Origin of the sequence: Burkholderia anthina, from assembly GCF_001547525.1 — a bacterium.
Taxonomy (GTDB): domain Bacteria; phylum Pseudomonadota; class Gammaproteobacteria; order Burkholderiales; family Burkholderiaceae; genus Burkholderia; species Burkholderia semiarida.
Genome location: NZ_LNJP01000003.1, coordinates 1,570,511 through 1,593,720, shown reverse-complemented (window position 1 = coordinate 1,593,720; position 23,210 = coordinate 1,570,511). Strand labels below are relative to the sequence as shown.

The window sequence follows — 23,210 nt, the reverse complement described above, 5'->3', positions numbered from 1 at the left end:
CAGCATGAACGCATCGACCCAACGTCCGCCGTTCGCCGGCAAGACATTCGAAGTCCGCTACGACGGCCTCACCGCGCTCAACGCGTACGACGAGGACGGCCTTCATATGCGCTACGAGATCACCGAAGGCCCGTATGCGGGCGCGAAAGGTGAAGTCGAATACACGTGGCAGCGCGTGGCCGGCGAGACCTACGCGATCTCGTGGCAGGAAGCCGATCGCGCCACCGTCGTGCATGTCGACGACTTCGCCGCCGGCACGTCGCGCTCGTTCTTCACCGCGGCGTCGCTCGACTTCTACCGGCTCGACGGCAGCCTGCGCGCGATCTGAACGGAGCAACCCGATCATGTCCCCCTCTCTCGACAAGCTCGCCGCCGGCGGCTTCAGCATCGGCATCGAACTGCCGCTCGACAACGACTGGACCGCGTCCGGCAACGCGAAACGCCGGCATGACGGCCGCCACCCCGGCGTGCCCGACCTGGAAATCCACGCGGAGCTCGCGCAACTGGCCGACACGCTCGGCTTTCGCGCGCTCTGGGTGCGCGACGTGCCGCTGTACGACCCGTCGTTCGGCGACGCCGCGCAGGTGTTCGAAACGTTCTCGTATCTCGGCTACCTCGCCGGCATCACGCGCGACATCCTGCTCGGCACGGCCGCCGTCGTGCTGCCGCTGCGTGAACCGCTGCTGACGCTGAAATCGGCCGCGACGATCCAGGAACTGAGCCGCGGGCGCCTGCTGCTCGGCGTCGCGAGCGGCGACCGGCCGGTCGAATATCCGCTGTTCGGCCGCGACTTCGCGTCGCGCGGCGCGAACTTCCGCGACCAGATCGCGTTGCTGCGCGACGGCGCACGCGGGCATCTGCCGCCCGGCCTGGAAGTGCTGCCCGCCGCGCGCTCGCCGGTGCCGCTGCTCGTCGCCGGCCTCGCTCAGCAGACGCCCGCGTGGATCGGCGAGCACATGGACGGCTGCCTCGCGTATCCGGGCACGCCGGCCGACCACGCGCAGCGCGCCGCGAACTGGCGTGCGGTGGCCGGCGACAAGCCGTACGTGAGCTTCATCCACCTCGACCTCGCGGAAGATCCGCACGAACCGCTGCAGCGGCACCGCTTCGGCGCGCGCGCGGGACGCATCGCGCTGACGGAAGAACTCGCGGCGATGCGCGACGCGGGCGTGCGGCACATCGGCCTGCATTTCCGCCGCAACCGGCGGCCGCTCGACGAGACGATGGCCGAGATCGCATCGGACGTGCTGCCGGCGTTCCATCCGAACACGAATCCGCAGGCGCGCGTCGCATAAGGCCGCCACGGCCCGCACGCGCACGCGACACGCTCAATATTTGATTTGAAGTCAAATATTTTTGACCTCTAAAGGCGTTTATTTCATCAGTCTCAAGCGCCAGAATGATTCGCATACCGCAACCGTTCCCCTCTTCCAGGAGCACACGATGAGCAAGATTCCGGCCTTCGGCCTCGGTACGTTCCGCCTGCAAGGCCAGGTCGTCGTCGACTCGGTCCGCAACGGCCTCGAAGTCGGCTACCGCGCGATCGACACCGCGCAGATCTACGGCAACGAAGCCGAAGTCGGCGAAGCGATCGCCGCATCGGGCGTGCGCCGCGACGACCTGTTCCTCACGACGAAGATCTGGGTCGACAACTACGCGCCGGACAAGCTGGCGGCCAGCCTCGAGGAAAGCCTGCGCAAGCTGCGCACCGACTATGTCGACCTGACACTGATCCACTGGCCGGCCCCCGGCAACGGCGTGTCGATCGACGCGTTCATGACCGCGCTGGCGGACGCGAAGGCGAAGGGCCTCACGCGCCAGATCGGCATCTCGAACTTCAACATCGCGCTGACGAAGGAAGCGATCGCGGCCGTCGGCAAGGACGCGATCGCGACGAACCAGATCGAACTGAGCCCGTACCTGCAAAACCGCAAGCTGGTCGAGTTCCTGAATGCCGAAGGCATTCACGTGACGTCGTACATGACGCTCGCGTACGGCAAGGTGCTCGGCGATCCGGTGATCGGCGCGATCGCGCAGCGTCACGACGCGACGCCGGCGCAAGTCGCGCTCGCATGGGCGCTGCAGCTCGGCTACTCGGTGATTCCGTCGTCCACCAAGCGCGAGAACCTCGCGAGCAACCTGCTCGCGCAGACGCTGCGCCTGACCGACGAAGACATGGCGCAGATCGCCGCGCTCGAGCGCAACGGCCGCGAAGTCGACCCGGCCGGCCTCGCGCCGCAGTGGGACTGAGCGCGCCGCACCTTCATCCGACATGACCCGTCCGCAGCCCGCCGGCCGCGGCACCGACAGGAATTCATCATGACCCAGGACCCGCTTTTCCAACCGCTGCGACTCGGCGCGCTGACGCTGCCGAACCGCATCGTGATGCCGCCGATGACGCGTTCGCGCGCGAGCCAGCCCGGCGACGAAGCCAACGAACTGATGGCCGCGTACTACGCGCAGCGCGCGAGTGCGGGCCTGATCGTCAGCGAAGGCACCTATATCGCGCCGCTCGGCAAGGGCTACGCGTGGACGCCCGGCATTCACACGCCGTCGCAAGTCGCCGGCTGGCGCAAGGTGACGGACGCCGTGCATGCCGCGCACGGCCGCATCTTCGCGCAGCTGTGGCACGTCGGCCGGCTGAGCCACACGAGCCTGCTCGGCGGCGCGCAACCCGTGTCGTCGTCGCCGCTCCAGGCGAAGGGCGTGAACGTGTTCATCGCCGGCGAAGACGGCAGCACGCCGGGCTTCGTGCAGGCCTCCGAGCCGCGCGCGCTGTCGGTCGACGAGATCCGCGAGATCGTCGGTCAATATCGGACCGCCGCCCGCCACGCGCTCGAAGCCGGCTTCGACGGCGTCGAGCTGCACGGCGCGAACGGCTACCTCGTGAACCAGTTCATCGACTCGAACGCGAACACGCGCACCGACCAGTACGGCGGCTCGCTCGAGAACCGGCTGCACTTCCTGCGCGAAGTCACGCAGGCGCTGATCGAAGGGACCGGCGATGCGTCGCGCGTCGGCATCCGCCTCGCGCCGCTGACCACGCTGAACGGCTGCGTCGACGACGATCCGGAAACGACCTACCTCGCCGCCGCGAAGCTGCTCGGCGAACTCGGCGTCGGCTACCTGCACATCGCGGAAGCCGACTGGGACGACGCGCCGCTGATGCCGGTCGCCTTCAAGCAGCAATTGCGCGCCGCGTTCCCGGGCGTGCTGATCTATGCCGGCGCGTACACCGCCGAGCGCGCACGCGAAGCGATCGCCGCCGGCTGGGCCGACCTCGTCGCATTCGGCCGCCCGTTCGTCGCGAACCCCGACCTGCCCGAGCGGCTGCGCACCGGCGCCGCGCTCGCGCCGCACGATCGCAACACGCTGTTCGGCGGCGGCGCCCACGGCCTGACCGACTACCCGACGCTCGCGCAAGCCGCGGCGTAACGCGCGACAGGAGCCCCGCATGAAAGCAACGCTCGCCCGGCTCGTGCTCGCCGCGATCCTGCCGTTCGCGGCCGCGCAAGCTGCCCACGCCGCCACGTCGGCGGCGGCCGACTGGTATCCGTCCGTCTATGGCGCCGATGACGAAATCGGCGCGGCCAACCTGCTGACGCCCGACGTCGTCAAGCAGGCGGTCGGCCTCGTGAAGGCCGGCAAGACCTATCCGCTGGCCGTGCCGGTGGACAAGCACCTGCCGGCGTTCCGCCATCGCAGCTTCCGGCTGTACAACGTGCAGGTCGGCCAGCAGGCCGGCAAGAGCCTCGGCCCGAACAAGTTCACGTTCAACGACGAACTCGTCAACGCGTGGACCGGCGTCGGCACGCAGCTCAACGGCATCGGCCACATCGGCATCGACAACGTGTACTACAACGGCAACCGGGCGGCCGATTTCGTGACCGTCGACGGCGTGAAGAAGCTCGGCGTCGAGAAGGTGCCGCCGATCGTCACGCGCGGCGTCGTGCTCGACATGACCGCCCGCTACGGCAAGCCGATCGTGCCGGGCGGCACCGAATTCACGGTCGCCGACATCCAGGCCGTGCTGAAGCAGCAGGGGCTGACGCTGCGCAAGGGCGACGTCGTGCTGTTCAACACCGGCTGGCTCGAGCTGATCGGCAAGGACGACAAGCAGTTCCTCGACGTCGAGCCCGGCATCGGCATGGAAGCGGCGAAGTGGCTGGCCGATCAGGGAATCGTCGCGTTCGGCGGCGACACGTGGGCGTCCGAGGTCTATCCGAATCCGCACACGCGGGACGAATTCCCGGTCAACCAGTACATGCTCGCGAAGCGCGGCATCTACAACCTGGAGTTGATCGACAGCCGCGCGCTGGTGCGCGACAAGGCATGGGAATTCCTGTTCGTGCTCGGCCAGCCGTTGTACGTCGGCTCGACGCAGGTCAACATCAACCCGATCGCGATCCGCTGATCGCGGGTCCGCTCCTTCGGCAATCGCGGCGACTATCGCCGCGATTGTCATTTCCGCATTGCAGCCTGTGCGATCGGCGTCTAACGTTGACGGGATCGATGTCGTACGACCGTCACCCGACCTGAAAGGACGCCCCGTCATGCCAAGCCGATCCCCGACACGCGACATGCTGCTGGCCCTTGCGGCCGGTCTTTCCCTGGCGGCTTTTACCGCACCCGCACACGCCGACGAGGCCGCCGGCCTCGCGCCGCCAGCGCCGGCCACGCCGGTGCTGGCGACCACCGCGACCGGCGTGCAGATCTATTCGTGCGAATACGATGCCGACCACCGGCTCGCGTGGGCCTTCAAGCGCCCGGAGGCGACGTTGTTCGATGAAAGCGGCGCGCTCGTCGTGCGGCACGGCGCGGGGCCGTCGTGGGAAGCGCTCGACGGCAGCCGCATTACCGGCAAGAAGCTCGCGGAAATGCCGAGCGCAAGCGCGGCCAGCATTCCGCAACTGCTGCTCGCGGCGACGCCGGCCGCAACCGGCACGCTCGCCGGCGTGCGCTTCGTGCAGCGGCTCGACACGGCGGGCGGCACGCCGCCGACCGCGACGTGCACGACCGAGCATGCGGTCGGCCGCTTCCCGTACTTCGCGCGCTACGTGTTCCTGAAGTGACGCACACGGCGGCGCAAGCGACGGGCATCATCCCGACGCCTTTCGCCGCGCTTCCATTAATCAGGGCCTCCTATATTTGATACAGGAAGCGTGAAATCGTCGACACCCTCGTTCCGCCCGGTCAGCGTGTCCGCATCGACAATTCGACGTCGCCGCCGAACGGCACCGACAGATAGCCGTTTTCCGGCGCGCGCACGTAGGCAAGATAGTCGGGGCTGTATTCCGCGTTGTCGGCCACGACGAATGCCCCCGCCCTGAGCCGCGGCTCGACCCGCGCGAGAATCTCCGGATACAGCGCCTTCGCCCCGTCGAGCAGCAACAGGTCGACCGAATCCGGCAGACCGGCGGCTAGCGTGTGGAGCGCATCGCCTTCGCGAATCTCCACGAGATCGGCCAGTCCGGCTGCCGCCAGGTTGGCCTGCGCGCGTACGACCTTCGACGGCTCGAATTCGCTCGTGATCAGCCGCCCGCCGCCGTTGTCGCGCAGCGCGGCCGCCAGATGCAGCGTCGAAATGCCGAACGACGTGCCAAATTCGACGATTGCCTTGGCATTGCCGCTGCGCGCGAGCATGTACAGCAGCATGCCCGTCTCGCGCGACACGGGAAGCGGGTAATCCTTCAGGCGCGCATACAGATCGGCGTAGTCGGTCTTGCTGCGCATCAGCCGCGCCTGCTCGTCGCGCGACACGTCGGCGAAGGCCGGGCTCGTCGCGGGCGACGACGCGTCGGCTTCGTCGAACAGGCGCGCCAGCAGCGAAGCCAGCGGGTCGAGCATCAGGGTGGTCATGCGAATCTCCGGTATCGGGTTGAGTGCGTCGTTGCACCCGACTAGAATATGACGAACCATTCAGGTTTTACTATTCGCATTGGCAAACCGCTCATGACCGACCGCCGAAACGCCCCGATCGCCACGCGCAAGCAGCCTCGGCAGGCGCGCTCGACCCGTCTCGTCGAGGACGTCCTGCAGGCGGCTATTCAGGTTTTGGCGAGCGAGGGCGCGCAGCGCTTCACGATGGCGCGCGTCGCGGAGCGGGCCGGCGTGAGCGTCGGCTCGCTGTACCAGTACTTCCCGAACAAGGCGTCCGTGTTGTTCCGGCTCCAGCACGACGAGTGGCGGCAAACGCACGACATGCTGTGCGGGATCCTGCAGGACACTCGGAAGACGCCGCCCGAGCGCGTGCGCGCCGCCGTCCACGCGTTCATCCGTTCGGAATGCGACGAGGCGCCGATGCGGATCGCCCTCGACGACGCCGCCCCGCTCTATCGCGACGCCCCCGAGGCGCAGGCAGTGAAGGCCGAAGGCAACCGGGCGTTCGGCGCGTTCATGCGCGAAGCGCTGCCCGACGTGCCCGACGCCACGCATGCGCTCGTGTGCGAACTGATCCTGACGACGCTCACGACGGGCGGCAAGGCGTTCTCCGAAACCGCGCGCACCTCGGCGGAAATCGACGCGTACTCGGACGCGATGGCCGACATGTTCTGCGCGTATCTCGCCCATCTCGCGCGCAGCTGAGGCCCGCTTCGGTACGGAAGCCGCGCATGCGCGCTGGCCTTCCGGGCCGCCCTGAAAGTCATTCGTAATACCCAACGCCCCGCCCGCCGCGCCCGCATTCAAATAGTCGCCTTAACGGATTCGAACTAGGCGTATACACGCGTGTCGGCGCGGCGGAGCCCCGTCGCACGCCGATATAAGCGCTGCGACATGCGCTGCATGCTCGTCCCCCGATGGGACGTGATGGGCGGCTCGCCTAACCTTCGCTACGGCAAGGCACACGCGACGGGGTCGACCACGGCACGCGTCGTCCGACGCGACACCCTCGCGATCGCTTCGATTCGAGCGTAACGACACGCATCGCGCGTCGTTCGTCCCCACGACGTCGCCGAACAATCCCAACCAGATACGAGACACCCTGACGACGGTTCGCAACGGGCCGTTTCAGCATGCTGATAAAGGAGCAAGCTCATGAGTGATACCCCGGTGCAGCCGACGGTCGGCGTCGGCGCGGAAGAAACTGACTTCGGCGCCCAGGGAGTCATCGACCGCTATTTCGGCATTTCGTCGCGCGGCAGCACGCAGCGCCGCGAGATCATTGCCGGCGTGACCACCTTCCTCGCGATGGTCTATTCCGTGTTCGTCGTGCCCGGCATGTTCGGCAAGGCCGGCTTCGACACGAGCGCCGTGTTCGTCGCCGTGTGCGTCACCACCGCGTTCGGCTCGCTGCTGATGGGCCTGTGGGCGAAGCTGCCGATCGCGATCGGCTGCGCGATCTCGCTGACCGCGTTCACCGCGTTCGGCCTCGTGCTCGGCAAGGGGCTGCCTCCGACGGTCGCGCTCGGCGCCGTGTTCCTGATGGGCCTCGTGTTCACCGGCATCTCGATCACCGGCGTGCGTTCGTGGATCCTGCGCAACCTGCCCGCGGGCGTCGCGCACGGCACGGGCATCGGCATCGGCCTGTTCCTGCTGCTGATCGCGTCGAACGACGTCGGCCTCGTGATCAAGAACCCGGGCGCCGGCCTGCCGGTCTCGCTCGGCCAGATCACCGCGTTCCCGGTCATCATGTCGGTCATCGGCCTCGCCGCGATCTTCGGCCTCGAAAAGCGCCGCGTGCCGGGCGGCATCCTGCTCGTCGTGATCGCGATCTCGGTGTTCGGCCTGATCTTCGATCCGGGCGTGAAGTACCGCGGCATCTTCGCACTGCCGTCGCTGAGCGCACCGGGCCACGCATCGCTGATCGGCGCGATGGACATCAAGGGCGCGCTGTCGATGGCCGTGCTGCCGAGCGTGCTCGCGCTGGTGATGACCGCCGTGTTCGACGCGACCGGCACGATCCGCGCGGTCGCGGGCCAGGCCGGCCAGCTCGACGAGAACGGCCGCATCATCAACGGCGGCCGCGCGCTGACCGCCGATTCGGTCAGCTCGATCTTCTCCGGCTTCCTCGGCGGCGCGCCGGCGGCCGCCTACATCGAGTCGAGCGTCGGCGTGGCCGCGGGCGCGAAGACGGGGCTCGCGGCCGCCGTGGTCGGCCTGCTGTTCCTCGTCGTGATGTTCTTCTCGCCGCTCGCGGGCCTCGTGCCGTCGTATGCGACGGCGCCCGCACTGATGTACGTCGGCCTGCTGATGCTCGGCAGCGTGAGCAAGCTGCACATGGACGACATGGTCGACGCGATGTCGGGCCTCGTGTGCGCGGTGTTCATCGTGCTGACCGCGAACATCGTGACAGGCATCATGCTCGGCTTCTCGACGCTCGTGATCGGCCGCCTCGCCAGCGGCGAATTCCGCAAGCTCAACGTCGGCACCGTGCTGATCGCGGCCGTGCTCGTCACGTTCTATCTCGGCGGCTGGGCCATCTGAGCGCACGCCATGCGCGACGTCGCCGGCACGAAGGCGGCGCGCATCGGGACGAGATCGTCTCCTCCACCATCGTCGTCGATGGTCTGCCGGCCTGGGAACGCGAGTTTCCAGGCCTTTTTTGCCGGTGCGGCGCGGCATGACGCCCGTCGCGAAAACGGCGCGCGCCCCCGCCCCGTCAGAACGGCTTGATCACGGCCAGCCCAACGACGAGCGCCATCGCGACGATCACCGCGCCCGCCGTCCGCCCGAGCCACGGCGCCGGCACGGCGACGAGATCGTCGCGCTCCATGCGCCGCAGCGTGCCGGCCAGGATTCCGTGCAGCACCGACAGCGCGACGACGAACGCGAGCTTCGCCGACAGCCACGCGGTGCCGAACCAGTGACCGCTCAACGCGAGCGCGATGCCGGCGATCCAGACGATCGCGAGCGCGGGCGCCGTCACCGTGCGATCCCAGCGCCGCACCGCGCGATGCACGGCGAGGTTCGCGATACGGACCGCGACGGACGACAGCAGCAGCCCGCCGACGAACGTGACGACGGCGACCAGATGCACGGCCTTCAGCACCAGGTAAATCATCGCGCGTGCCGCCTGCGCGCGATCCAGCCGGCGCTCGCCAGTCCCGCGAACGGCACCACGGCCGACAGCACGAGCCGCGCGACCTCGCCCTTGCTCCACAACCCGCTCGACGCGGTGCCGACCACCGCCCACACGTACATCGCGAACGCGATGCCGTGAACCGGGCCCATGATCGATACCGCGACCGGATACCCGGCCAGGTGCTTGAGCGGCACGGCCACGCACACCAGCACGACGAGCGTGGCCGCTTCCAGCAGCGACAGGTATTGCAGGTTCCGCAACGCGTTGCGATCGTCTTGGTTCATCGGCAGGCCTCCAGGTGGTCCGCCGCGATTGTCGCGTGTGGTGCCGGGTCGAGCCATTGGCTAGAATGACATCTTTCAACGGATTCTGGCCACGGCCGCGAACGCCATGCATACGGTCGCCGTTCTTGCCTTGCCCGATGTCGTCCCGTTCGATCTGGGCGTCGCCTGCGACACGTTCGCGCGCGTTCGCGCGCCGAACGTCGCGCAGGCGTACCGTGTACGCGTATGCAGCGAGCAGCCGCGCGTCGGCGGCGACCTGTTCGAGCTGCGCCCGCCGTTTCGCCTCGATGCGCTGGCCGACGCCGACACGATCATGGTCCCCGGCACGTCGGTGCCGCTCGCGCCCACGTCGCGCCGCGTGCTCGATGCGCTGCGCGCGGCGGCCGCGCGCGGGCGCCGGATCGCGTCGATCTGCAGCGGCGCGTTCGTGCTCGCGGAGGCCGGGCTGCTCGACGGCCTGCGCGCGACGACGCACTGGCTCGCGGCCGCCGAACTCGCGCGCCGCTACCCGAACGTCGACGTCGATGCGAACGTGCTGTTCGTCGACAACGGCCGGATCCTGACCTCGGCCGGCGCGGCGGCCGGTCTCGATCTGTGCCTGCACATGATCCAGGCCGACTATGGCGCGGCCGTCGCGGTCGACGCGGCCCGCAGCGCGGTGGCGCCGCGCGTGCGCGAAGGCGGGCAGGCGCAGTTCATCGCACCCGAATGGCCGGCCGGCGGCGACGGGCTGCACGACCTGATGGACTGGCTGCACGCGAACCTGCGCCAGCCGCTGACGCTCGACGCGATCGCGCGCAAGGCGTCGACCAGCGTGCGCACGCTGACGCGGCGCTTCCAGGAGCAGACGGGCACGTCGCCCGGGCAATGGCTGCAGACCGCGCGCGTCAGGCATGCGCAGCAGTTGCTGGAGGTGACCGAACTGTCGATCGAACATGTGGCGACGGAAGCCGGGTTCGGGTCGGTCACCGCGTTTCGCGAGCGCTTCTCACGCATCGTCGGCACGTCGCCGCAGCGCTATCGGCAGGCGTTCCGCGCACGCGCCGACGCGTGACGTGCATCCGGATCGCCGCCTGAATCCGAACCCGCCGCCCCCTTTCGCGCCAACCGGACCCGACCGATGACCCGCATCCGCAATCCCTTGAACATCGCGCAGCTCCAGGCGTTCGTCTCCGCCGCGCACCTGAAGAGCCTGCGCGCCGCCGCGCGCGAGCTCGGCGTCACGCAGCCGGCGATCACGCACACGATCCGCGAGCTCGAAACGGCGCTCAACGCGGAATTGCTCGCGCGCAGCGTGCGCGGCGTCGAGCTGACCGCGTGCGGCGAGGCGCTACTGCCGCGCGCCGAGCAGTTGCTCGGCGACGTCCGCCGCACGGTCGAGGCCGTCGAGCAGGTAAAAGGCGAGATGTCGGGCCGCGTCGCGGTCGGCACGATGCCGTCGATCGCGCTGACGGCGTTGCCGCACGCGGTGACGGCGTTCCGCGAGTCGATGCCGAACGTCAGCCTGCATCTGGAGGAAGTGACGGTGCCCGATGCGCTCGCGCAGTTGCGCAACGGCACGCTCGACATCGCTGCAATGCACCATGTGCCCGCGCTCGACCGCGATTTCACGCAATTGCCGCTGCTGTCGACCGAATTCACGATCGTGATGCGCGACGGCCACCCGCTCGCGCAGGCGCGCCGGTTAGAGGAATTGCTCGATGCCGAATGGATCGTCACGGTCGGCGCGGAGCAGTTCCCGCACAGCGTGATGGTCGGGATGTTCGAGGCGCACGGGCTGCCGCTGCCCAAACGCCTGCTGCGCTCGCCGATGTCGTTCGCGGTGACGCTCGGGCTCGTCGCGCGCTCGGACGTGATCGGCTGCTTCACGCGCCCGCTCGCCGCGATGGTCGCGCCGCTCGGCATCCGCACGGCCGAACTCGACGAAAGCATGCCGCGCTTCGACCTGTCGATCATCGCGCGGCGCGACCTGCTGCCCACGCCCGCCGTGTCGCACTTCGTCACGTGCCTGCAGCGCGCGGTCAACGAAACGCTCGGCTGAATCGTTCCTGTGTGTGAAACGGCGGTGCGTCCGACGCGCCGCCGCCGGGCCCGGTATCGGGGCTTGTCCTAGGCGCCCCGCCGGTATTTTGTCTTGATAATCTTGCGCACGTCGCGCGCCCCCATCGGGCGGGCGAAACGGACTGTCCGACGCGAAGCCGCGGCGGGCCGAAGGCTTACGGCGCGGCACAACCGCGCACCCATCGAACAAAACGAGGAGTCACCGAGTGAAAAAGATTCTTGCGGCTGTGACCGTGGCCCTGCTCGCCGTATCGGCCGGCAGCGCGTACGCGAAGGACTGGTCGACCGTGCGGTTCGGCGTCGACGCAAGCTACCCGCCCTTCGAATCGAAAGGCGCCGACGGCAAGGTGGTCGGCTTCGACGTGGATCTCGGCAACGAGATCTGCCGCCGCATCAACGCGAAGTGCGTGTGGATCGAGAACGACTTCGACGGGATGATCCCGGCGCTGAAGGCCCGCAAGTTCGACGGCGTGCTGTCGTCGATGTCGATGACGCCGGCGCGCGCCGAACAGATCGCGTTCTCGGCAAAGCTGTTCAACACGCCGACGCGCCTCGTCACGAAGAAGGGCGCGAACCTGCAGCCGACGGCCGAATCGCTGAAGGGCAAGTCGGTCGGCGTCGAGCAGGGCACGATCCAGGAAACCTATGCGAAGACGTACTGGGCGTCCAAGGGCGTGAACGTCGTGCCTTACCAGAACCAGGACCAGGTCTACGCCGACCTGATCTCCGGCCGTCTGGACGGCGCGCTGCAGGACGCGGTGCAAGCCGAGATCGGCTTCCTGAAGACGCCGCGCGGCGCGAACTTCGACTTCGCCGGCAAGGATCTCGACGATCCGAAGACGCTCGGCAACGGCGCCGGCATCGGCCTGCGCAAGGAAGACACCGACCTGAAGGCGAAGATCGACGGCGCGATCGCTGGCATGCGCAAGGACGGCACGTACGACAAGATCGCGAAGAAGTACTTCGATTTCGACGTCTACGGCAAGTAATCCGGCCGACCGACGCGCGATTCGGCGCGACACCGACGGGCTCCGCAAGGAGCCCGTTTTTTTGCGCGCGGCGCGGACGACGTTATTTTTTCCGCGCCAACCCGATGATTCTCAACGGGAAACCGGATGTTCCGGCGCCGGTTTGGTGGGGGCGAGGAAGGCAACGTACAATCGATCTTCCACGCACACGGATCATTCGCGGCTGCGCCGCACTCCCCTCATCATGCAAACGCAGACCCATCCGCTGATTTCCCCCGCCGTCGGCACCGAACGCCAGATCACCAGCTTCCACTACGGCCCGCGCGGCGGCAAGAAGGTCTACATCCAGTCGTCGCTGCACGCGGACGAGTTGCCCGGCATGCTGGTCGCCACGCTGCTGCGCCGCAAGATCGCCGCGCTCGAGACGGCCGGCAAGCTGCGCGGCGAAATCGTCATCGTGCCCGTGCCCAATCCGATCGGCCTGTCGCAACACGTGTTCGGCGATCACCTCGGCCGCTTCGAGCTCGGCTCGATGCAGAACTTCAACCGCAATTTCTACGATCTCGCGGCGCTCGTGCTGCCGCGCGTGGAAGACCGCCTCACGAACGACGCGCAGCGCAATCTCGCCGTCGTGCGCACCGCGATGCGCGAAGCGCTCGACGAGCAGAAGCCGCGCACCGAACTCGACTCGCAGCGCCTCGCGCTGCAGAAGCTGTCGTTCGACGCCGATATCGTGCTCGACCTGCACTGCGACAGCGATGCGGTGATGCACCTCTACACGAATCCCGATCTCTGGCCGGACGTCGAGCCGCTGGCGCGCTATCTCGATGCCAAGGCGTCGCTGCTCGCGCTGAATTCGGTCGGCAACCCGTTCGACGAAATCCACAGCTTCTGCTGGTCGGATCTGCGCAACCGCTTCGGCGACCGCTTCCCGATCCCGAACGGCGCGATTTCCGTCACCGTGGAACTGCGCAGCGAACGCGACGTGTCGTACGAGTTCGCCGAAAAGGATGCCCAAGCGATCGTCGAATACCTGACCGAGCGCGGCGTCGTCGAAGGCACGCCGGCACCGCTGCCGCCACTCGCGCATCCGGCCACGCCGCTCGCGGGCACCGATCCGCTCGTCGCGCCCGTGTCGGGCGTGATCGTGTTCCGTACGCCGGTCGGCGTGATGATCGAGGCCGGCCAGGCCGTGGCCGACATCGTCGATCCGCTGACCGATCGCGTCGTCACGCTGAAGAGCAGCGTGTCGGGCGTGCTGTACGCGCGCCAGGTCGTGCGCTTCGCGACGGCCGGCATGGAAGTCGCGCGCATCGCCGGCGCGACCGCGATCCGCACCGGCTCGCTGCTGTCGGCCTGAGCCCGAGTGTCCGGCCCGCGCGCCGGGCCGGGCCGCGGCGCGCATGCGCACCATCCGCATCCACCAATGAAATCGCCCGCTTGCGCGGGCGATTGGCTTTCCGGGGCGCGGGTCGGCGGCCGATACCGCGCCGCCGGCCGCCATGCGCGAAGGCCGCTCAGAACGCCGGCACGATCGCGCCGCCGAACTTCTGTTCGATGAACTTGCGCACGTCGTTCGATTCATAGGCCGCGACGAGCTTCTTCACCCACGGCTTGTCCTTGTCCTGCGCGCGCACCGCGATCAGGTTCGCGTACGGCCCGCGCAGATCCTCGATCGCGATCGCATCCTTCACCGGCGTGAGCCCGGCCTTCACCGCGTAGTCGGTGTTGATCGACGCGGCGTCGAGATCGGGCAGCGCGCGCGGCAGTTGCGCGGCGTCGAGTTCGACGATCCTGATCTTCTTCGGATTCTCGGCGACGTCGAGCGGCGTCGCGTTCACGCCGTTCGTGCCGGCGCCGGCCTTCAGCTTGATCACGCCGTACTTCTGCAACAGCAACAGCGCGCGGTTGCCGTTCGACGGATCGTTCTGGATTCCGACCTTCGCGCCGACCGGCAGATCCTTCAGCGACTTGAGCTTCTTCGAATAGAAGCCCATCGGCGCGGTGTAGGTCAGCCCGACGTTGACGATCTTGTAGCCGCGCTGCTTGATCTGGCTGTCGAGGAACGGCTGGTGCTGGAAGCCGTTCGCATCGAGATCGCCGGCATCGAGCGCCGCGTTCGGCTGCACGTAGTCGTTGAATTCGATCACCTTGATCGCAAGGCCTTCGCGCGCGGCGACCTTCGTCACCTCGGTCCAGATTTGCGCGTCGGGGCCGCTCATCGTGCCGATCTTCAGCGTTTGCGGGTCGGCGTGCGCGCCGGGCGCGGCAAATGCCAGCGCGGCGGCGAGTGCGCCGAGGCCGGTCAGGATCGAACGTCGCATGGGTGTCCTCTTTGTCCCGTGTCGTGTGTTGGAGGACGGATCGTGGCACGGGGCGCGAACGCCGCAAACCAAGCTTATTTCATGTGCATATTCCGGATCGGGATCGAATCTCAGCCGAAATCGGTATAACCCTCGCCAGGCAACCCGGGCAGAATTCCGTGTCGCATCGGCACCACACATTCGTCATATGACAGTCGCTGTCATATTCATTACGTGGCCCGCCGATAAAGTTGCGCCGGTCCGTGAGAGCGCCCGCAGAGAGCGCCGGAACCGCAACTGGACACGCCATTCAATCGCTCGGAGAATCCTTTGAACAAGAAACTGTTGACCATCGCCGCCCTCGCAGCAACGGCCGGCACGGCGCACGCACAAAGCAGCGTGACCCTGTACGGCGTCATCGATGCCGGTATCAGCTACGTGAACCACAGCAAGACCGCTACCGGCAGCGGCAAGCTGTTCAAGTACGACGACGGCGTGGCCCAGGGCAGCCGTTGGGGCCTGCGCGGCACCGAGGACCTCGGTGGCGGCCTGAAGGCGATTTTCGTGCTCGAAAACGGCTTCAACAGCGGCAACGGCACGATCGGCCAGGGCGGCGCGATCTTCGGCCGTCAAGCGTACGTCGGCCTGAGCCAGGCGCAATACGGCACGGTCACGTTCGGCCGCCAGTACTCGTTCTCGACCGACATCCTCGGCTCGAACTACTCGACGGGCGGCAACACGGTCGCGGGCAACTACGCGTACCACGTGAACGACATCGACCAGCTCACGTCGAGCCGCATCAACAACGCGGTGAAGTTCCAGAGCGCGAACTACGCCGGCTTCACGTTCGGCGCGTTGTACGGCTTCTCGAACTCGACCGACTTCGCCGGCGCACCGTCGACGACGACGGGCACCACGACGACGCCCGGCTCGTCGCGCGCATACAGCTTCGGCCTGAACTACGCGAACGGCCCGTTCGCTCTCGGCGCGGCATACACGGACATCCGCTTCCCGAGCCAGTCGACGCCGGCCTTCTCGACGTCGATCGCGAACATCGCGCTGACGAACATCCGCGACCTGCGCACGTACGGCGTCGGCGGCCGCTACGTCTTCGGCCCGGCAACGGCATGGCTGCTCTGGACGCGCACGCAGTTCACCCCGATCGCGGCCGGCGCATCGGGCACGTTCTACAACGCATACGAAGCAGGCGTGAAGTATGCGTTCACGCCGGCGCTGTCGGCGGCAGCGGGCTACACGTACACGAACGCGACGCAAAGCGGCAGCGCGGCGCACTGGAACCAGGGCAACGTGGGCCTCGACTACGCGCTGAGCAAGCGCACGGACGTGTATGGCCTGGTGATCTACCAGAAGGCGTCGGGCAACAACGTGCAGGCGCAGATCGGTTCGAGCACGAGCTACTTCAACACGTCGGGCACGGGTTCGTCGAACCAGTTGGCCGCTCGCGTCGGTATCCGTCACAAGTTCTAAAGCATCCGCTTAACTCGCGGATCACGACGGCAAGAAGCGCCCCGCTCCACGCGGGGCGCTTTTTTATGGGCTTTTAAGTTTCGCTTAATTCTGGGCTGAGACGATGCTCTCACCCCCCCTGTTGGCCGCCTGAGCATCGGCGGCTTTTTTTTTAAACGCCGACGGCGCCGCCATCGATTGCCCACAAGACAGGATCGGAGGCCATGATGATCGAAGATACCGTTTTCAGCCATCTGCACGCGATTCTCACGTGCCAACACTCGCTGCCGGTCCAGAGCTGCCGCGTCTCGGTTGAAATGCAGCGCCCCTGGGGCCGCCCGTATCGCCTCGTCGAATGGACGATGCATCTCGACGCGCCCGCGCGGCGCCAGATCGTGCCGGCCGAATCGACCGACGAAGAAATCGCCGAGGTCGTCGCGTCGCACGTGCCGGGCCGGCTTTACGGCGACGGCCGGCTACAGTTCTGAGCGCGTTTCCGTTCCCTGCGCCTCCCGTCAGTCGGCCGCGCCGCGGGCATCGTGCGGCAGTCGGTCTCGTTTGACGCGGCAACGAAACCTGCTACGCTGCGCGTTTTCGTCCACGCAACACATGATGGAAAACGCATTCAACGAACGTGGCGTCATGGTCACGCGCAACGGCCTGTCGGCCGCCGGGCAGGTATTCGCACTGCGTGACATCCGCCACGTCGACGTCGTCAAGATTCCGAAGAACCGTCTCGTGCCGTCGCTGATCTCGCTGATCGGCGTGGCCATCGCCATCGCGGGCGGCATCGGCGCATCGAGCGCCGCGCTCGTGGTCGGCGTGATGCTCGCCGTCGTCGGCTATCTCGCCTGGACCACGCAGGACGTCACCTACCGCCTGATGGTCGAGATGCCCGACGGCAAGCGCGAAGCGCTGTCGAGCGTCGACGCCGAGTTCGTCGAACGCGTCGCGCAGGTCGTGCGCGATGCGCGGTCCGCCACCGCGGCCGGCTGATTTTCCTCGCATTCGCTTGCGTGCCGGTTCCCGCCGGCCGCACGCACGCGGCGAATGTCGGCTCGCGCCACGTTCGCGCGGAATCGCGTGCCGGCCGCCGCCACGCACGCACCTCGCCTCCACCTCCGCCGCCGAGCGCCTAGTATGGAAAGAGCGGCTCGCCGCCGCATCGTCCGAGGAGGCCAGCATGAACGCTCAATCGCTGTCCGGCATGCTTCGCGCGCAGGAGTTGCTGATCGTGTCGATGATCCGTGCGCTTCCCCCTGACGCACGCCGTGCGCTCGTCGAGCTCTACACCGACCAGATCGCGTTCGCCGAACAGGCCGGTATCGAAAGCCACGGCGATCGCGCAACGCACGACGCGTTCGTCGCGCACGCGCGCAACCTGCTGATTCGCGTCGAAGCGCTGGCTTAGAGCGCGTTCGCGCCCCGGTTTCTCCCAAATTTCCGACCCGAGCTCGGCCGAGCCGCGCAGGCGAGCGCTCACTCGCATGAGCCGCTTTGCGTCCTTGTATTGATAATAATTCTCATTTACACTGTCAAGGTTGTCAGTTGCCTTTCAAATCGCCGTTTGCCGCATGCCGCGCGCAAACGGGCCAGCCAGGTGAACGCGTCACCCAGCCAGCCTTCGGGCTTGTTATCGTCAATGGGAGACCACCTGTGCATTGCTCCATGCTGGCGCGGCGGCCGATCCGTGCCGCGCTGTTCGGCGCGTTCGGCCTGTTCGCCGCCACGGCTTACGCCGATTCGTCGCCGCAAGGCGTCACGCCGCCTTCTGCCGTCCTGACCGCCGCTGCCGCATCCGCGCGCGGCGATGCGGCGCTGCTCGACCCCGTCACCGTCACGGCCACCCGCACCGCCACCGCGGCGAGCCGCACGGCGGCGTCCGTGTCGGTGATCACCGACGACGATCTGGAAGAGCAGCAGGCCACCAACATCAAGGACGCGCTGCGCTACGAGCCCGGCATCACGGTGCGCCGCACCGCGTACCGGCCCGGCAGCGCCGCGCTCGGCGGCGGCCGCGACGGCGATTCGAGCATCAACATCCGCGGTCTCGAAGGCAATCGCGTGCTGTTGATGGAAGACGGCATCCGCCTGCCGAACGCGTTCTCGTTCGGCCCGCTCGAAGCCGGCCGCGGCGACTACGCCGATCTCGACACGCTCAAGCGCATCGAGATCCTGCGCGGGCCGGCGTCGGCGCTCTACGGCAGCGACGGCCTGACCGGCGCGGTGAACTTCATCACGAAGGACCCGCGCGACCTGCTGTCGGTCTACAACAAGCCTTACTACTTCTCGTTCCGGCCGAGCTACGACTCGACCGACCGCAGCATCGGCGCGACCGTGTCGGCCGCGGGCGGCAACGACCGCATCCAGGGGATGATCATCGCCGACGGCCGGCGCGGCCACGAGGTCGACACGCGCGGCGGCAACAACTCGGCGAGCACGCTGCGCACGACGTCGAACCCGCAGGACGTGTATTCGGAATCGCTGCTCGGCAAGCTCGTGCTGACGCCCACCACGCGCGACACGATCAAGTTCACCGCCGAAACGGTGCAGCGGCGCGTGAGCACCGACGTGCTGTCGGCGATCAATGCGCCGGCCACGCTCGGCCTGACGACGCACGACCGGCTCGAGCGCAATCGCTTCAGCGTCGATTACGACTTCCGCGACGATGCATTCCGCTGGTTCCAGACCGCGCACGTGCAGTTCTACTACCAGGACGCGAAGCAGGACCAGTACGCGTTCGAGACGCGCGGCAGGCAGCCCTCGCGTTCGCGCGACAACCAGTACAAGGAGCGCACGTTCGGCGGCTCCGCGTTCGCCGAAAGCGGCTTCGCGACCGGCCCGCTCGCGCACAAGCTGCTCTACGGCGTGGACGGCAGCCTGTCGCGCGTGACGAACCTGCGCGACGGCACGGTGCCGGGCGTCGGCGAAGCGTTCCCGAACAAGGCGTTTCCCGACACCGACTACACGCTGTTCGGCGCGTTCGTGCAGGACCAGATCGGCTACGGCCGCCTGCTCGTCACGCCGGGCCTGCGCTTCGACACGTACCGGTTGAGCCCCACCGAAAACGATCCGCTGTTCACCGGCAAGGCCGTGTCGACGAGCGCGAACGAACTGTCGCCGCGCGTCGCCGTGCTCTACGAGATCACGCCCGCGGTCATTCCGTACGTGCAGTACGCGCACGGCTTCCGCGCGCCGACGCCCGACCAGGTGAACAGCAGCTTCTCGAACCCCGTGTACGGCTACACGTCGATCGGCAATCCGAACCTGAAGCCCGAGACCAGCGACACGTTCGAAGCCGGCCTGCGCGGCAAGGCCGGCACCGGCTACGGCGTCGTGCGCTACAGCGCGGCCGCGTTCACCGGCCGCTACCGCAACTTCATCTCGCGCACGACGATCGCCGGCAGCGGCCGGCCGGTCGACCCGTTCGTGTTCCAGTACGTGAACTTCGCCGATGCGCGCATCCACGGCCTCGAAGGCCGCGCCGAATGGGCGATGCCTAACGGCATCACGCTGAAGACGGCGATGGCCTTCACGAAGGGCTCGACGCAGAACGACGGCGCGGCCAGCCAGCCGCTGAACACCGTGAACCCGTTCTCGGCCGTGTTCGGCGTGCGGTATGAACCGGGCGAACGCTGGTTCGTGCAGACCGATCTGCTATTCCAGGCCGCCAAACGCGACAAGGACGTCGACAAATCCGACTGTTCGAACAAGGCGTGCTTCACGCCGCCGTCGTCGTTCGTCGTCGACCTGCGCGGCGGCTACCGCTTCAACAAGCACGTGAGCGCGACGATCGGCATCCGCAACCTGTTCGACCGCAAGTACTGGAACTGGTCGGACGTGCGCGGCATCGCGGCCGATTCGCAAGTGCTCGACGCGTATTCGTCGCCCGGCCGCACGGTCGCCGTCAGCATGAAAGTGGATTTCTGATGCGCGCTGCCCGCGCACCCACCCCAACCGTTACTCGAAGGAGTCCGACATGATGCATTCCGCCCTTCCCGGTCAGCCGGCCACGTCGGCCCGCGCGGTCGCCGCGCTGCGCGATGCGTTCATCAAGCTCAAGACCGAGCGCCAGTTGCGCAACCGCGACGTCGCGCAGGCGCTCGGCGTCAGCGAAGGCGAGGCGCTCGGCGCGTTCGTCGGCGAGCACGTCGTGCGGCTCGACGCGCGCTTCCCGGCGATGTTCGAGGAAATGCCGCGCCTCGGCCGCGTGATGGCGCTCACGCGCAACGACACGGCCGTGCATGAAAAGGATGGCGAATATGCGCAGATGAGCCACGACGGCCCGGTCGGCCTCGCGCTCGGCGACATCGACCTGCGCATCTTCTATCGTCACTGGGTGTCGGCATTCGCGGTGCGCGACGAGACCGCGCACGGCCCGCTGAAAAGCCTGCAGTTCTTCGATGCGCAGGGCCATGCGATCCACAAGGTCTATCTGCGCGCGCACAGCGATCACGCGGCGTACGACGCATTCGTCGAGCGCTGGCGCGCACCGTCGCAAAAGCCGGGCCTCGAGGTCACGCCCGCCGCGCCGAAAACGCCCGAGCGCGCCGATAGCGAGATCGACGTCGCGGGCTTTCGCGCCGCGTGGGATGCGATGACCGACACGCACCAGTTCTTCGGCCTCACGCAGCGCTTCGGCGTGAGCCGCCTGCAGGCCCTGCGTCTCGCCGATCCGCAATACGCGTATCCGGTCGAGACCGCGCATGCGTTGCGCCACGTGCTCGAACAGGCCGCGAAAAGCGGCCAGCCGATCATGGTGTTCGTCGGCAATGCGGGAATGATCCAGATCCATACGGGCCCCGTCGCGAACGTGCGCGAGGTCGGCGCGTGGATCAATGTCCTCGATCCGGGCTTCAACCTTCATGTACGCGAGGACCTGATCGCCGCCGCATGGGTCGTGAAGAAGCCGACGAGCGACGGCATCGTCACGTCGCTCGAGCTGTTCGACCGGCAGGGCGAGCACGTCGCGCTGCTGTTCGGCGAGCGCAAGCCCGGCAAGGTCGAGCGCGACGACTGGCGCTCGCTCGTCGCGACGCTGCCGGCGGCCGCACGCGGGGCCGCGCGGTGAGCGCGCGGCCGTTCGATCCGCGCCGCCGGTCGCTGCTGGCCGGCGCGGCGGCCGGTGCGCTCGCCGGCGCGCTGCCCGGCGGCGTGCTCGCCCAGGTCGCGGCCGCCGCCCCGAAGCGCGTGATCGTGATCGGCGGCGCGCTCGCGGAGACCGCATTCGCGCTCGGCGGCGCCGAGACGCCGCGTTACCGGCTCGTCGGCGCCGACACGACCTGCACGTATCCCGACGCCGCGAAGCGCCTGCCGAAGGTCGGCTACCAGCGCGCGCTGTCGGCCGAGGGGCTGCTGTCGCTGCGGCCCGATCTCGTGCTGGCCTCGGCGGAAGCCGGCCCGCCGACGGCGATCGCGCAGGTGAAAGGCGCGGGCGTCGCGGTGACGACGTTCGACGAGCGCCACGACGTCGAATCGGTGCGCGCGAAGATCACCGGCGTCGCGCAGGCGCTCGAGGTGCGCGACGCCGGCACCGTGCTGCTGCAGCGTTTCGATCGCGACTGGCAGGCCGCGCGCGACGCGGTCGCCGCGCGCGTGCCCGGCGGCGCGCAGCCGCCGCGTGTGCTGTTCGTGCTGAACCATACCGGCGCGCAGGCGCTCGTCGCGGGCCAGCGCACGGCCGCCGACGCGATGATCCGCTATGCGGGCGCGCGCAACGCGATGCAGGGCTTCGATCACTACAAGCCGCTGACCACCGAGGCGCTCGCGGCGGCCGCGCCCGACGTCGTGCTGATCACCGACGAAGGACTGGCGGCCGTCGGCGGTCACGCCGCGTTGCTCGCGACGCCCGGGTTCGGCGCGACGCCGGCCGGCCGCGCGCGGCGCGTCGTATCGCTCGACGCGCTGTTCCTGCTCGGCTTCGGCCCGCGCCTGCCGCTCGCCGTCACGACCCTGCATCGACGCCTGTCCGATGCGCTCGCCTGATTCCGGATCGACCCGATGCCCGCTCACGCTTCGCCCTTCAACGCACCGCGGCGCGCCGCGCGCACCGGCGCCGCGCGCCTCGGCACGTCGCGCCGCTTCGCGCCAGTCGTCCTGGCCGCGCTCGCCGTTCTGGTGGCCGCGATGTCCGTCGTCGCGCTGTGCGTCGGCGCGTACCGCATTCCGCTGGCGCAAGCCTGGGCCGCGCTGAGCGGCGACGCGGCCGCGCAGCAGGCGCGCGCGGTGCTGCTCGACATCCGCGCGCCGCGCGTCGCGCTCGCGCTGCTGGTCGGCGGCGGCTTCGGCGCGACCGGCGCCGCAATGCAGGCGCTGTTCCGTAATCCGCTCGCCGATCCGGGGCTCGTCGGCGTGTCGAGCGGCGCCGCGCTCGGCGCGACCACGCTGATCGTGCTCGGGCCCGCGCTCTTCGCCGCGCACGCGAGCGCGGCCGGGCTGCCGGTCGCCGCGTTCGCGGGCGGGCTCGCGGTCGCGGCGCTCGTCTACCGGCTGGCCGCGTCGCGCGGCCGGCTCGCACTGCCGCTGCTGCTGCTCGCCGGCATCGCGATCAATGCGCTGGCCGGCGCGGCGATCGGGCTGCTCACGTTCGTCGCCGACGACGCCCAGCTGCGTTCGCTGACCTTCTGGAGCCTCGGCAGCCTCGGCGGCGCGCAATGGACGACGCTGGCGGCCGTCGCGCCGTGCGTCGCGCTCGGCTGCGGGCTGCTCGTACGCGAACGCGACGCGCTGAACGCGCTGCAGCTCGGCGAAACCGAAGCGCTGCATCTCGGCGTGCCGGTGCAGCGGCTGAAGCGGCGTGTGCTCGTCGCGGTCGCGCTGGCGGTCGGCGCGCTCGTGTCTTGCGCGGGCGTCATCGGCTTCATCGGGCTCGTCGCGCCGCATTGCGTGCGCCTCGCGTGCGGCCCCGACCAGCGCATTGTGCTGCCCGGCGCCGCGTTGCTCGGCGCGTTGCTGACGCTCGCGGCCGATCTCGCCGCGCGCACCGTCGCCGCGCCCGCCGACATTCCGCTCGGCGTGCTGACCGCGCTGCTCGGCGCGCCGTTCTTCCTCGCGCTGCTGTGGAAGAACCGCGGCGCGCTCGGCGGGTAATCCCTTCATCACGACG

General features: G+C 68.4%; 24 protein-coding genes. 20 read left to right on the top strand and 4 right to left on the bottom strand.

Annotation, left to right across the window (positions count from 1 at the left end):
• The first annotated feature begins 4 nt into the window (after positions 1-4).
• From WS64_RS27205 to WS64_RS27180, 6 genes are all read left to right on the top strand, one after another.
• Entirely contained in the window at positions 5-328 is a 324-nt protein-coding gene (locus tag WS64_RS27205; protein WP_060968276.1) for a MoaF-related domain-containing protein, read from the top strand.
• Between the two features lie 16 nt (positions 329-344).
• On the top strand, positions 345-1,295 hold the full coding sequence (locus WS64_RS27200; protein ID WP_060968275.1) for an LLM class oxidoreductase: 951 nt from the start codon (positions 345-347) through the stop codon (positions 1,293-1,295).
• Positions 1,296-1,443: 148 nt separating this feature from the next.
• Positions 1,444-2,250 (top strand): 2,5-didehydrogluconate reductase DkgB, encoded by an 807-nt coding sequence (gene dkgB / locus WS64_RS27195; RefSeq protein WP_059581975.1) that lies wholly within the window; start codon positions 1,444-1,446, stop codon positions 2,248-2,250.
• A gap of 69 nt (positions 2,251-2,319) precedes the next feature.
• Complete coding sequence (locus WS64_RS27190) at positions 2,320-3,435, top strand: alkene reductase (protein WP_060968274.1); 1,116 nt, start codon at positions 2,320-2,322, stop codon at positions 3,433-3,435.
• Positions 3,436-3,454: 19 nt separating this feature from the next.
• Complete coding sequence (locus tag WS64_RS27185; RefSeq protein WP_060968273.1) at positions 3,455-4,414, top strand: cyclase family protein; 960 nt, start codon at positions 3,455-3,457, stop codon at positions 4,412-4,414.
• A 139-nt stretch (positions 4,415-4,553) separates the two neighbouring features.
• Complete coding sequence (locus WS64_RS27180; RefSeq protein WP_060968272.1) at positions 4,554-5,072, top strand: DUF3455 domain-containing protein; 519 nt, start codon at positions 4,554-4,556, stop codon at positions 5,070-5,072.
• A 121-nt stretch (positions 5,073-5,193) separates the two neighbouring features.
• Here WS64_RS27180 and WS64_RS27175 read toward each other — a convergent pair whose 3' ends face one another.
• Complete coding sequence (locus tag WS64_RS27175; RefSeq protein WP_060968271.1) at positions 5,194-5,859, bottom strand: O-methyltransferase; 666 nt, start codon at positions 5,857-5,859, stop codon at positions 5,194-5,196.
• Positions 5,860-5,907: 48 nt separating this feature from the next.
• Between WS64_RS27175 and WS64_RS27170 the strand changes: the two genes are divergently transcribed.
• Entirely contained in the window at positions 5,908-6,585 is a 678-nt protein-coding gene (locus WS64_RS27170) for a TetR/AcrR family transcriptional regulator (RefSeq protein ID WP_060968270.1), read from the top strand.
• A gap of 450 nt (positions 6,586-7,035) precedes the next feature.
• A complete protein-coding gene (locus WS64_RS27165) occupies positions 7,036-8,424 on the top strand; it encodes an NCS2 family permease (RefSeq protein ID WP_059641498.1) in 1,389 nt (462 codons plus the stop codon).
• 175 nt (positions 8,425-8,599) lie between these two features.
• Here the strand turns inward: WS64_RS27165 and WS64_RS27160 are convergent, their stop codons facing one another.
• On the bottom strand, positions 8,600-9,001 hold the full coding sequence (locus WS64_RS27160; RefSeq protein ID WP_060968269.1) for a CopD family protein: 402 nt from the start codon (positions 8,999-9,001) through the stop codon (positions 8,600-8,602).
• Positions 8,998-9,306: a DUF3817 domain-containing protein gene (locus WS64_RS27155; RefSeq protein ID WP_059581956.1), complete on the bottom strand. Its 309-nt coding sequence runs from the start codon at positions 9,304-9,306 to the stop codon at positions 8,998-9,000. The genes WS64_RS27160 and WS64_RS27155 overlap by 4 nt, the downstream gene beginning before the upstream one ends.
• A 106-nt stretch (positions 9,307-9,412) precedes the next feature.
• On the opposite strand from WS64_RS27155, the gene WS64_RS27150 reads away from it, so the two are divergent.
• The 4 genes from WS64_RS27150 to WS64_RS27135 all read left to right on the top strand — a co-directional run bounded on the left by WS64_RS27150 (position 9,413) and on the right by WS64_RS27135 (position 13,695).
• Positions 9,413-10,360 (top strand): GlxA family transcriptional regulator, encoded by a 948-nt coding sequence (locus tag WS64_RS27150; protein WP_059641494.1) that lies wholly within the window; start codon positions 9,413-9,415, stop codon positions 10,358-10,360.
• Between the two features lie 66 nt (positions 10,361-10,426).
• Entirely contained in the window at positions 10,427-11,347 is a 921-nt protein-coding gene (locus WS64_RS27145) for a LysR family transcriptional regulator (RefSeq protein WP_059581952.1), read from the top strand.
• 226 nt (positions 11,348-11,573) lie between these two features.
• A complete protein-coding gene (locus WS64_RS27140; protein ID WP_059641491.1) occupies positions 11,574-12,356 on the top strand; it encodes an ABC transporter substrate-binding protein in 783 nt (260 codons plus the stop codon).
• A 223-nt stretch (positions 12,357-12,579) separates the two neighbouring features.
• Entirely contained in the window at positions 12,580-13,695 is a 1,116-nt protein-coding gene (locus WS64_RS27135) for a succinylglutamate desuccinylase/aspartoacylase family protein (RefSeq protein WP_059581947.1), read from the top strand.
• A 157-nt stretch (positions 13,696-13,852) separates the two neighbouring features.
• On the opposite strand, the gene WS64_RS27130 is transcribed toward WS64_RS27135, so the two are convergent.
• The gene (locus WS64_RS27130) at positions 13,853-14,659 is read right to left on the bottom strand and encodes a MetQ/NlpA family ABC transporter substrate-binding protein (RefSeq protein ID WP_059641488.1); all 807 of its coding nucleotides are present in this window, start codon (positions 14,657-14,659) and stop codon (positions 13,853-13,855) included.
• A gap of 309 nt (positions 14,660-14,968) precedes the next feature.
• On the opposite strand from WS64_RS27130, the gene WS64_RS27125 reads away from it, so the two are divergent.
• The 8 genes from WS64_RS27125 (at position 14,969) to WS64_RS27090 (ending at position 23,194) form a co-directional block, all read left to right on the top strand.
• Positions 14,969-16,126: a porin gene (locus WS64_RS27125; RefSeq protein ID WP_060968268.1), complete on the top strand. Its 1,158-nt coding sequence runs from the start codon at positions 14,969-14,971 to the stop codon at positions 16,124-16,126.
• Between the two features lie 206 nt (positions 16,127-16,332).
• Complete coding sequence (locus tag WS64_RS27120; protein WP_011548992.1) at positions 16,333-16,593, top strand: DUF2866 domain-containing protein; 261 nt, start codon at positions 16,333-16,335, stop codon at positions 16,591-16,593.
• Between the two features lie 124 nt (positions 16,594-16,717).
• The gene (locus tag WS64_RS27115; protein ID WP_060968267.1) at positions 16,718-17,101 is read left to right on the top strand and encodes a DUF6232 family protein; all 384 of its coding nucleotides are present in this window, start codon (positions 16,718-16,720) and stop codon (positions 17,099-17,101) included.
• Positions 17,102-17,288: 187 nt separating this feature from the next.
• Complete coding sequence (locus WS64_RS27110; RefSeq protein WP_060968266.1) at positions 17,289-17,516, top strand: hypothetical protein; 228 nt, start codon at positions 17,289-17,291, stop codon at positions 17,514-17,516.
• 245 nt (positions 17,517-17,761) lie between these two features.
• Positions 17,762-20,035 (top strand): TonB-dependent hemoglobin/transferrin/lactoferrin family receptor, encoded by a 2,274-nt coding sequence (locus WS64_RS27105; RefSeq protein WP_060968265.1) that lies wholly within the window; start codon positions 17,762-17,764, stop codon positions 20,033-20,035.
• Positions 20,036-20,084: 49 nt separating this feature from the next.
• Positions 20,085-21,176 carry a hemin-degrading factor gene (locus WS64_RS27100; protein WP_059641480.1) on the top strand — a complete coding sequence of 364 codons (1,092 nt, stop codon included), beginning with the start codon at positions 20,085-20,087 and terminating at the stop codon, positions 21,174-21,176.
• Positions 21,173-22,090 (top strand): heme/hemin ABC transporter substrate-binding protein, encoded by a 918-nt coding sequence (locus WS64_RS27095; RefSeq protein ID WP_060968264.1) that lies wholly within the window; start codon positions 21,173-21,175, stop codon positions 22,088-22,090. The genes WS64_RS27100 and WS64_RS27095 overlap by 4 nt, the downstream gene beginning before the upstream one ends.
• Before the next feature lie 15 nt (positions 22,091-22,105).
• Positions 22,106-23,194, top strand: coding sequence for a FecCD family ABC transporter permease (locus tag WS64_RS27090; protein ID WP_060968263.1), 1,089 nt, complete (start codon positions 22,106-22,108; stop codon positions 23,192-23,194).
• Positions 23,195-23,210 lie beyond the last annotated feature (16 nt).

Bases quoted from the DNA above. Each gene is read 5' to 3' on its own strand.
- WS64_RS27190 (WP_060968274.1), top strand. From the start codon at position 2,320: ATGACCCAGGACCCGCTTTTCCAACCGCTGCGACTCGGCGCGCTGACG.
- WS64_RS27175 (WP_060968271.1), bottom strand. From the start codon at position 5,859: ATGACCACCCTGATGCTCGACCCGCTGGCTTCGCTGCTGGCGCGCCTG.
- WS64_RS27205 (WP_060968276.1), top strand. From the start codon at position 5: ATGAACGCATCGACCCAACGTCCGCCGTTCGCCGGCAAGACATTCGAA.
- WS64_RS27200 (WP_060968275.1), top strand. From the start codon at position 345: ATGTCCCCCTCTCTCGACAAGCTCGCCGCCGGCGGCTTCAGCATCGGC.
- WS64_RS27150 (WP_059641494.1), top strand. From the start codon at position 9,413: ATGCATACGGTCGCCGTTCTTGCCTTGCCCGATGTCGTCCCGTTCGAT.
- WS64_RS27130 (WP_059641488.1), bottom strand. From the start codon at position 14,659: ATGCGACGTTCGATCCTGACCGGCCTCGGCGCACTCGCCGCCGCGCTG.
- WS64_RS27100 (WP_059641480.1), top strand. From the start codon at position 20,085: ATGATGCATTCCGCCCTTCCCGGTCAGCCGGCCACGTCGGCCCGCGCG.
- WS64_RS27180 (WP_060968272.1), top strand. From the start codon at position 4,554: ATGCCAAGCCGATCCCCGACACGCGACATGCTGCTGGCCCTTGCGGCC.
- WS64_RS27165 (WP_059641498.1), top strand. From the start codon at position 7,036: ATGAGTGATACCCCGGTGCAGCCGACGGTCGGCGTCGGCGCGGAAGAA.
- WS64_RS27120 (WP_011548992.1), top strand. From the start codon at position 16,333: ATGATCGAAGATACCGTTTTCAGCCATCTGCACGCGATTCTCACGTGC.
- WS64_RS27115 (WP_060968267.1), top strand. From the start codon at position 16,718: ATGGAAAACGCATTCAACGAACGTGGCGTCATGGTCACGCGCAACGGC.
- dkgB (WP_059581975.1), top strand. From the start codon at position 1,444: ATGAGCAAGATTCCGGCCTTCGGCCTCGGTACGTTCCGCCTGCAAGGC.
- WS64_RS27145 (WP_059581952.1), top strand. From the start codon at position 10,427: ATGACCCGCATCCGCAATCCCTTGAACATCGCGCAGCTCCAGGCGTTC.
- WS64_RS27160 (WP_060968269.1), bottom strand. From the start codon at position 9,001: ATGATTTACCTGGTGCTGAAGGCCGTGCATCTGGTCGCCGTCGTCACG.
- WS64_RS27170 (WP_060968270.1), top strand. From the start codon at position 5,908: ATGACGAACCATTCAGGTTTTACTATTCGCATTGGCAAACCGCTCATG.
- WS64_RS27090 (WP_060968263.1), top strand. From the start codon at position 22,106: ATGCCCGCTCACGCTTCGCCCTTCAACGCACCGCGGCGCGCCGCGCGC.
- WS64_RS27155 (WP_059581956.1), bottom strand. From the start codon at position 9,306: ATGAACCAAGACGATCGCAACGCGTTGCGGAACCTGCAATACCTGTCG.
- WS64_RS27110 (WP_060968266.1), top strand. From the start codon at position 17,289: ATGAACGCTCAATCGCTGTCCGGCATGCTTCGCGCGCAGGAGTTGCTG.
- WS64_RS27185 (WP_060968273.1), top strand. From the start codon at position 3,455: ATGAAAGCAACGCTCGCCCGGCTCGTGCTCGCCGCGATCCTGCCGTTC.
- WS64_RS27135 (WP_059581947.1), top strand. From the start codon at position 12,580: ATGCAAACGCAGACCCATCCGCTGATTTCCCCCGCCGTCGGCACCGAA.